Genomic DNA, 8412 nt, shown 5'->3' with positions numbered 1-8412 from the left:
CGGGGGGATAGGGGGCGACCGGGTCGGCCGACAACACCAGGCGCTCGACCGTGATCGTGCTGCCGTCGCCCGCGTCGTACGGGGACGTCCCCGTCTCCGCCTGCGAGGCCGGCAGGTCGAGGTCCACGACCAGCAGCTCCTCCGTGAACTGGCCGGCCCGCGCCAGGAGCTCGCCCGAGCCGTCCACCACGATCGAGTCGCCGTCGAAGACCAGCTCGTCCTGCCCGCCGACCTGGTTGACGTAGACGAGCGCGCACCCCGCCTCGCGCGCCCTGCGCGCGCACAGCTCCAGGCGGACGTCGTCCTTCTCCTTCTCGTACGGTGAGGCGTTCGGGACGACGAGCAGCCCGGCTCCCGCCTGCCCGACGACGGACACGGGACCGCCGTCCTGCCAGAGGTCCTCGCACACCGCGATGGCCACGTCGACCCCGTGCAGGCGGAAGACGGGCAGCCGGTCGCCGCGCACGAAGTAGCGGTACTCGTCGAAGACCCCGTAGTTGGGCAGGTGGTGCTTGGCCGTACGGGTGACCACCTCGCCCTTGTGGAGCAGCGCGGCGGCGTCGAGCGGCGCGCCCTTCGGCTGGCCGGTCCTGGGCGCCAGGCCGGTGCGGTCGACGTAGCCGACCACCACGGGCAGCTCGCCGAGCCCTTCCCGCTCCAGCCTGTGCGCCACCTCTTCCAGGGCCTTGATGCTGGCGTCCACGAACGACGTACGCAGCACGAGGTCCTCGACGGGATAGCCGGTGAGGAACATCTCGGTGAAGACGACCAGGTGGGCACCGCGTTCGGCGGCGTCGCGGGTCCACACGATCAGCCGGTCCGCGTTGGCCGCCAGATCGCCGACGGTCGGGTTGGTCTGTGCCAGGGCAATCCGCAGTTGAGCCACGCGCTCAGCCTAATACGTCCCGGTTTTTATCCTCCAAGCGACGAAAAGTGACAAATGTCGCTCAGCGGCGCCGGATCGCGGGTCCGAGCGCCAGCATGCCGAGCGCCGACACCGCGCCGACCCCGCCCATCGTGAACCACAACGCCTTCGGGTCCAGCTCCAGCAGCGGACCGCCGAGCAGCGGCGCCAGCACCGCGGCCAGCGACCACGCGAACCCGAACAACCCCGAGTACCGCCCGCGCAGGTGCGCGGGGGCGAGCGAGGCCACGACGGCGCCGGGGACGCCGGCGACGACGATCTCGCCCGCCGTCCACACCGCGATCGTCGCGGCCAGCCCGAGCGTGCTGGTGACGAACGCCGTCATCGCGAAGCCCAGCCCCATCACGGCCACCCCCGTCGCGAACGTACGGGCGGCGTCCCTGCGCCCCAGCCAGGCCGACACCAGCGGCTGCACGAGGACGATGAGCACCCCGTTCAGCGCCATGGCGAGCCCGAACTGCCCCGGCGACAACTTCACGACCTCCGTCATCGCCACCGGCAGCATGGTCATCGTCTGCGCGTAGACCAGCGCGTGGCCCAGCACGACGAGCGTGAACCCCACCATCACCCGGTCGCGCAGCACCACGCCGAAGCCGCCGGCGGACTCCTTCGCCTCCGGCCTGGTCTCCGGCACCGCCCGCCACACCAGCGCGGCGAAGACCAGGCAGGACACCGCGTCGATCCAGAACAGCCAGACGAACCCGAGCTCCGCCAGCCGTCCGCCGGCCGTCATGCCGACCGCGTAGCCGAGGTTGATCCCCCAGAACAGCAGCCCGTACGCCCGGGGCCGTTCGGCGGGGGAGACCAGGTCGGCGACCAGGGCGTTCGAGGCGGGCCTGTAGACGTCGATCACCAGGCCGATCGCGAACATGGCGGCCAGGATCGCCGGCAGCGTGGAGCTGTAGCCGAGCGCCAGCATGCACGCGGCGGTGGCCACCATGCCGCCCGACAGCGTGGCCCGGCGCCCGATCCGGTCCGTGAGCACCCCGGCGAGCAGCTGCGACAGCAGCGAGCCCGCACCGTAGACGCCCATCACGAGGCCCGCCGCGGCCAGCGACAGGCCGCGGCTCTGCGTCAGGTAGACGCCGGTGAAGGGGACGACCATGGTGCCCAGGCGGTTCACCAGCGTGCCGCCCCACAGGGCCCAGAACGGGCGGGGCAGCCCGCCCACCATGGACTGGAGGAAGGACGGCTTCCCCTGCGGGTCTGACGGCTTCTCGACAGCAATACGTGACACGCAAGGAATAGTGATATGTCCGTCTTTGGGGTGCGAACGATTTAGGGCACACTAAAAGCATGACGGTTACCTGGGTGCTCACCCCGGAGGACGTCGCCCGCATCCGGTTCGCGTTCTCGCCCATGTGGGAGCTCGTCGCGAGCCTGCGCACCCTCCAAAGGCCCGCCCGGCAGTCGATCCACCTGCCGTGGATCAAGGCCGTCCGGCCCCGGCTCGCCGGGCTCGACCTGAGCGAGCTGTTCGCGCTCGTCCCGCCGACCGGCTACCTGGCCGACTTCATCACCCCGCCGCCCGACACGCCGATGCCCGACTTCGCCGCCGAGCTCGACCGGGTCAGGCGTACGCCGCCCGAAACGGCCCGGCGCGAGGCCATGCGGGTCGAGGGGACCGACCGGGCGGTGATCGAACGGTTCACGGCCGACCCCGAGGCGGGCGTGGCCAGGGTCGCGCGGGCGCTGGAGGCGTACTGGAAGACGTGCTTCGCGGAGTTCTGGCCGCGCGTGTACGGGCTGCTGGAGCGGGACGTGCTGCGCCGCTCCCGCCGGCTGGCCGAGGGCGGCGCCCGCCAGCTGTTCGCCACGCTCGACCCCGCCGTCACCTGGACGGGGGAGAAGCTGCTCATCGACCGGCCGTGGTGCGCGGTCGAAGGGGTGCGCGGCGACGGCCTGGTGCTGGTGCCCAGCGCGTTCTGGTGGCCGTCGGTGGGAGTGATCTCGGCGCCGTACCAGCCGATGCTCGTCTATCCCGTGCTCGGCGTGGGCACGCTGTGGGAGCAGGGGCCACCGCCCGCGCCCGGCGCGCTGGCCGCGCTGATCGGCAGGAGCAGGGCGCAGATCCTCCTCGCGCTCGCCGAGCCCGCCACCACCTCGGCCCTGGCCGCCCGCATGTCGCTCACGCCGGGCGCCGTCAGCCAGCACCTCGGCGTGCTCAGCGGCGGCGGGCTCGCGGTGGGGATGCGGATCGGCAAGCAGGTCGTCTACCGCCGCACCCCCACGGGCGACATGCTCGCGTGCGGCGCCACCTAGGGCACCGCCCGACGACCGGCCGGGCACCTGTCCCGCGCGCCCTCCAGCCGTCCGCCCGCTCCAGCCTGTCCGACCGCTCCAGGCCGTCCACCTGCTCCAGCCTGTCCGACCGCTCCAGGCCGTCCACCTGCTCCAGCCTGTCCGACCGCTCCAGGCCGTCCACCTGCTCCAGCCGTCCGCGCGCCCGCGAACGTGCGGTCAGGCGTAGCGCTGGGACTCCAGGAGCCAGTCGAGGTGGGCGCGCGGTGCCGCCAGGTAGGCGCAGGCGACCTTGCTGACGTCCCTGGCCGCCTTCGGCGCTAGATCCGCGAGCGGCAGCCGCCTGGCCGCCTCCTGCATGTCCTGGCATCGATCGGCGATCCGGTCCAGCACCCACGCGGTCGCCTCCCGCTCGCCCAGCCCGAGCTGGCGCATGGCGAGCACGACGAAGTTGTGCACGTCGCCGCGCTCCTTCGGCCGCGAGGCGACGTCGTTGCACCACGCGGTGACGTCGCTGCAGGCGTCCACCAGCCGGCGCCAGGGCTCGCCGTCGTGGACCCAGCCCGGCACCTCCACCCGCAGACACGGCTCCACCAGGTCGTACAGGTAGGGGCCCACCGTGCCCCTGCGGAGCTCGGGATATTCCTCCAGCGTCGGCATCCGGCCGGCCGCCCTGTTGTCGGCCTCCGTGCGGCACGCGTCGTGCTGGCGCTGCAACCCCACCGCGAACCTCGACCTCCACCGGTCGCTCATCCGCGCGCTCGTCACCCGCCACAGGTCGGCGAACGCCGCCTCCAGCGGATGGCCGGCCGCGCCCCTGAGCATGCCGTCGAAGATGTCCAGCCGGCACGACCCCTCGTCCAGCTCGTCGTCCAGGTGGAACAGCCACGTCAGCCATTGCGCGAACAACGCCGCCGCGGCCGCGTCGAACTCGGCGAAGGCCCGGCCCGCCATCCGGTGGAAACCGACGCCGGGGTCGGCGCGCAGGCCGGTGCGCCTGGCCCAGTCGATGACCGCGGCCTCGATCGCGTACACGGCCGGATGCATCCGGCACGGCGCCGCCATCGCGGGCACGCGCTCGGTGAGCGGCAGCAGCGCCACGGCGGCCGAGCCGCCCCTGCGCGGCAGGGGCAGCATGGACGTCAGCGCCGAACGCAGCGCGGTGCGCACCGTGGCGAACACGGTGGTGCTCGTGGTGGTGTTCACGGTCGTCTTCACAGGGGTCTTCACAGCGGTCCGAAGAGCCAGTTGCCCGCGGCGTTGGGGTCTCCGCTCCTGTAGTACTCGGAAGCGGCCCGGACCAGCCCGTCCACGGTGAGCGCGCCCCTGCCCTCCCTGTCGAGCCGGTCGAACGCCTCGTCCACGTCGTCGTAGGCCACGCCGAACGCGCACAACAGCGTACGGAACTCGGCGGGGCCGATCTTTCCGTCCCCGTCGGCGTCGCACAATTCCGCCACCGCCACCGTCGCCGGCCTGAACACCGGGTCGTAGCGGTCGCCGGTGACGAACGCCGCCGTCATCCCCTTGCGGAAGTCCTCCCGCGCGATGCCGGAGTCGCCGTCGCGCTCGAGCGCCAGCGACAAGGTGGACCAGATGCCGTCGAAGCTGCCGACAAGGCTCGCCCCGGTGACCGAGGTGGGGGACTCCCCGAAGCCCACCAGAATGCGGGCGCCCAGACCCAGCAGGTCCTCACGCTCGACGACGCCGTTGCCGTTAGCGTCGATGTGGTCGAACGCTCGATCGAGCTTGTGATTGAGCAGGTCGATAGCCACCAATGCCTCCCCCGAGACTGACTGCGTGATCACAGTAAGTCGGGGCGGGCCCTTTGTCAGCGAGGCTCGCACCGGCTTGTTCACGGGCCCTCCGCAGGCGCCTCCCCCGGCACCCCCCGTAACGTGTGCGAAACACGGACACGGCATCCTGGTACGAGACCCGTACTGTCGTCTTGAGGGGATGCCGTGGACCGCCAGCAGGAGTTCGTGCTCCGCACGCTCGAGGAACGCGACATCCGGTTCATCCGGCTGTGGTTCACCGACGTGCTCGGCTTCCTCAAGTCCGTCGCGATCGCCCCCGCGGAGCTGGAGGGCGCGTTCGCCGAGGGCATCGGCTTCGACGGCTCGGCGATCGAGGGCTTCGCCCGGGTCTACGAGTCCGACATGCTCGCCAAGCCCGATCCGGCCACGTTCCAGATCCTGCCCTGGCGCAGCGAGACGCCGGGCGCGGCGCGCATCTTCTGCGACATCCTCATGCCCGACGGCTCGCCGTCGCACGCCGACCCCCGCTGGGTGCTCAAGCGCACGCTCGCCAAGTGCGCCGACATGGGCTTCACCTTCTACACCCACCCCGAGATCGAGTTCTTCCTGCTGAAGAACCGGCCCGAGCCGGGCGGGCGGCCCGAGCCGATCGACTCGGGCGGCTACTTCGACCACACTCCCCACAGCGCCGGCCACGACTTCCGGCGCCAGGCGATCATGATGCTGGAGTCGATGGGCATCTCGGTGGAGTTCAGCCACCACGAGGGCGCGCCCGGCCAGCAGGAGATCGACCTGCGCTACGCCGACGCGCTGACCACGGCCGACAACATCATGACCTTCCGCCTGGTCATGAAGGAGGTCGCGCTGGAGCAGGGCATCTGGGCGTCGTTCATGCCCAAGCCGTTCACCGAGCACCCGGGCTCCGGCATGCACACCCACATGTCGCTGTTCGAGGGCGACCGCAACGCCTTCTACGAAGCCGGCACCGACTACCGCCTGTCCAAGATCGGACGCTCGTTCATCGCCGGGCTGCTCAGGCACGCCGCCGAGATCACCGCCATCACCAACCAGTGGGTCAACTCCTACAAGCGGCTCTGGGGCGGCGCCGAGTTCATCGCCGGTCAGGGCGGCGAGGCGCCCTCCTACGTGTGCTGGGGCCACAACAACCGGTCCGCGCTGGTCCGGGTGCCGATGTACAAACCGCACAAGGGCGGCTCGACGCGCATCGAGTTCCGCTCGCTCGACTCGGCGTGCAACCCCTACCTGGCGTTCGCGCTGATCCTGGCGGCCGGGCTGAAGGGCATCGAGGAGAGCTACGAGCTGCCCCCCGCGGCCGAGGACAACGTGTGGACGCTCACCAGCGCCGAGCGGCGGGCCCTCGGCATCCAGCCGCTGCCCGGGTCGCTGGACGAGGCGATCGCCGTCATGGACCGCAGCGAGCTGGTGGCCGAGACGCTGGGCGAGCACGTCTTCGACTTCTTCCTGCGCAACAAGCGGGCCGAGTGGCGCGACTACCGCCGCACCGTCACCGAGTTCGAGCTCGGCCGCTACCTGCCCGTGCTGTGAAGGGGCCTGTTCAGGGCAGAGCCGGAGCTCGCCGTGAACAGGCCAGGTCAGCGGCCCGCTCGGCCAGGCCTCGCCGGGCCGCGGCCTCGCGCAGTCCGTCCAGTAGGGCTGATGGGTGACCTCCGCGCCTGCGGCGGCGAGCAACAGCGAGGCGCGGCCAGGGCCGCAACCCGGGTCCTGCACCTTGGGACGGCCGGGGAGCGGGCGGGCCGGCGCCAGCAGCCGCCGAGTGGTGGCATCCGAGCCGGGGCCCTGGCGGGGGGTAGGCCGTGATGCCGGGTGATGAGCGCGTTGACGACCGGGTCGTCGACGAAGTCGGAGGTTCCTCTGGTGGTCGTAGGGGGCGGCGATCGCTTCCCGGACCGCGCAGCCCCGCTCCGGGTCGTGGCCGCGGTCGCTGAAGCGGCACTCCTCGGCGCCCGGCAGCGCGTTGCCCAGCGCCGACGGTCGGCCTTGGTCAGCACGATCACGGGGAGGGCGCCGCTCTCCCAGGCCGGCGCGAGCAGCCTTTCGCGTCCGGGTTTTCGGCAGCGACACGCGGGCCCGGAGCGGCTGGCCTCAGAGATGACGTCGCGGATCTTTCGCCCGAGTAGCCAGCATGCGCACCGATACCTCGCAACGAGCCGGCGGACCCGGGGGCCCGCCGGCCGCCGGGGTCACCCCTGGAACTCGCGCACCTCGATGGGGAGCAGCGCCACGGCCCTCGCCATCTTGCGGCCCCACCCGAGCGCGGCCTCCATGTCGGCCGCCCGGATGATGGTGAACCCGCCGATGTGCTCCTTGCCCTCGGTGTACGGGCCGTCGGTGGTGAGCACCTCGCCCTCCCTCAGCCGTGCCACGGCGGCCTGGGCCGGCGGGCGCAGCCCGCCGGAGAAGACCCACACGCCGGCGTCCTTCATCTCCTGCTCCAGCGCGCCCAGGTCGCGCATGACCGGGTCGAGGATCTCGGGTCCCGGCGGCTCGCCGTCGGGCTGGTACATGGTGAGCACGTAATGCTTCATCGCGGTGTCCTTTCCTCGAGAGTTCACCCTTCACACGAACGGCCCGCGCCCGGATCGACACGCCGCGCGGAAAAAGATCCGGCCGCGTCCCGGCCTGCCGTCATCCATCGTGGTCGGGCGACGATCCGGTGATCCGGATCTCCCGCAGGCGGTCGTCGTCCCCGTCGTCGAAGGTGATCGCCTCCAGCAGGGCCGCCTCCGCCCTGTCGACGATCAGCCCGCCCGCCGCGGGCGTGGGGTCGCCGCCCTTCACCCGCGTGACCAGGTCGGTCCACCGCCGCTGATGGCGGGCGAACGTGCGCGGCGCCACCACCCGGCCCCTGGCTCGCTGCCCGGCCAGCGCCGCCTCGGGCGACGCGTCCAGCAGGAGCAGGTGCAGGCGGGCGTGGTGCCGCCGCGCCAGCCACGCGAAATACCTCAGCACGTACGGTGCGCAGCCCCGGTTGTGGGCGATGACCGAACGGCCGCCGGCGAGCGCCCGCCGGATGCGGCCGACATGGGTGGCGAACACCAGGGGGCGGCGCACCGAGCCGGGCACCCAGCCGAGCCTGTCGTGCCAGTGCCGCTTGGCCTGCGCCGAGTCGATCACCACGACCGCGCCCACGGTGACGGGCAGGCTCTCGGTGCCGCTCAGGCCGTACAGGCGGCGGAGCAGGGTGGTCTTGCCCGCGCCCGGGAGCCCGGTCAGGATGACCAGGGATCCGGGCGGGTATCGCAATCTCGCCCCCTGCACAGGCCCACCCCCGCGTGATCAACGTACCTGCCCCGTGCCGTTCCGGCGAGGGGACCGCATGCCTTAGAGCCTGCTGACGAAGGATTTGGTCGCTGAGGCCGGGGCCAGGATGCCCTGATCGAGGGCGTCCTGGAGTGATACGCCTGCGGACAGGAGCGGGCTCCTGATAGCTGAGGTGTTGTCTACGCATCT

General features: G+C 71.8%; 8 protein-coding genes. 2 read left to right on the top strand and 6 right to left on the bottom strand.

The window, feature by feature from the left end:
• Together E1292_RS48190 and E1292_RS48185 are read right to left on the bottom strand one after the other, a co-directional pair.
• On the bottom strand, window positions 1–886 hold an 886-nt coding region (locus E1292_RS48190), incomplete at its 3' end, for a nitrilase-related carbon-nitrogen hydrolase (RefSeq protein ID WP_281284163.1).
• Window positions 887–947: 61 nt separating this feature from the next.
• Complete coding sequence (locus tag E1292_RS48185; RefSeq protein WP_246090953.1) at window positions 948–2162, bottom strand: MDR family MFS transporter; 1215 nt, start codon at window positions 2160–2162, stop codon at window positions 948–950.
• Between the two features lie 59 nt (window positions 2163–2221).
• On the opposite strand from E1292_RS48185, the gene E1292_RS48180 reads away from it, so the two are divergent.
• Entirely contained in the window at window positions 2222–3187 is a 966-nt protein-coding gene (locus tag E1292_RS48180) for a DUF5937 family protein (protein ID WP_132606510.1), read from the top strand.
• 198 nt (window positions 3188–3385) lie between these two features.
• On the opposite strand, the gene E1292_RS48175 is transcribed toward E1292_RS48180, so the two are convergent.
• On the bottom strand, window positions 3386–4384 hold the full coding sequence (locus E1292_RS48175) for a terpene synthase family protein (protein WP_246090952.1): 999 nt from the start codon (window positions 4382–4384) through the stop codon (window positions 3386–3388).
• An 8-nt stretch (window positions 4385–4392) separates the two neighbouring features.
• Window positions 4393–4938, bottom strand: a complete 546-nt coding sequence (locus E1292_RS48170) for an EF-hand domain-containing protein (RefSeq protein WP_132606511.1) — start codon at window positions 4936–4938, stop codon at window positions 4393–4395.
• Window positions 4939–5124: 186 nt separating this feature from the next.
• Here E1292_RS48170 and E1292_RS48165 point away from each other — a divergent pair, with 186 nt between their 5' ends.
• Window positions 5125–6486 carry a glutamine synthetase family protein gene (locus E1292_RS48165; RefSeq protein WP_132606509.1) on the top strand — a complete coding sequence of 454 codons (1362 nt, stop codon included), beginning with the start codon at window positions 5125–5127 and terminating at the stop codon, window positions 6484–6486.
• A 656-nt stretch (window positions 6487–7142) separates the two neighbouring features.
• Here the strand turns inward: E1292_RS48165 and E1292_RS48155 are convergent.
• The gene (locus tag E1292_RS48155) at window positions 7143–7487 is read right to left on the bottom strand and encodes a YciI family protein (protein ID WP_132606508.1); all 345 of its coding nucleotides are present in this window, start codon (window positions 7485–7487) and stop codon (window positions 7143–7145) included.
• A 100-nt stretch (window positions 7488–7587) separates the two neighbouring features.
• Complete coding sequence (locus tag E1292_RS48150; protein WP_246090950.1) at window positions 7588–8205, bottom strand: AAA family ATPase; 618 nt, start codon at window positions 8203–8205, stop codon at window positions 7588–7590.
• Window positions 8206–8412: the final 207 nt, after the last annotated feature.

Source organism: Nonomuraea deserti (assembly GCF_004348685.1).
GTDB classification, from domain to species: domain Bacteria; phylum Actinomycetota; class Actinomycetes; order Streptosporangiales; family Streptosporangiaceae; genus Nonomuraea; species Nonomuraea deserti.
The sequence above is the reverse complement of the archived record's forward strand: the minus strand, read 5'-3'. Positions and strand labels throughout refer to the sequence as shown.